Annotated in this window: 1 pseudogene; it reads left to right on the top strand. The window is 24.7% G+C overall.

Features of this window, described 5'->3' with window-relative positions:
* Positions 1-13: 13 nt before the first annotated feature.
* Positions 14-380: pseudogene (locus EVJ34_RS15610) on the top strand (hypothetical protein); the annotation flags it as partial.

Below are 380 nucleotides of genomic sequence, written 5' to 3'. Positions count from 1 at the left end.
GAGTGATTCCTTCATGGATATCGGCCAATATATTTTAGATCCTAGTATGTTGTATGATGTAATTTATAATAAAAAAGCACCAAATAGTTTAACAAGTGTATTTGATAAATCTATTCATTTGGTGACTAATAATTCTAACTATCTAACAGATAGTCAAAACTTAAACTTTGTTTTTGCGACCGATGAAATTTGGAATGAATTTTGGGATTTGTATTATGATAAAATAATTTATATCATTTTGTTTTTAGTAGAAATTAGTTTATCAATATTTGAAAAAATTTATGATATTGATACCAATATCTCTGAATTTAATCGATATATCAGAAATACAAAAATACTACTAGCTTTGAGTAATCTAGAAGATTCAAAAAAGGAAGTAG

Origin of the sequence: Exiguobacterium sp. SL-9 (assembly GCF_004336985.1) — a bacterium.
Taxonomy (GTDB): Bacteria; Bacillota; Bacilli; order Exiguobacteriales; family Exiguobacteriaceae; genus Exiguobacterium.
Note: the sequence above shows the minus strand (reverse complement) of the source record. Positions and strands in the feature narration are given on the sequence as shown.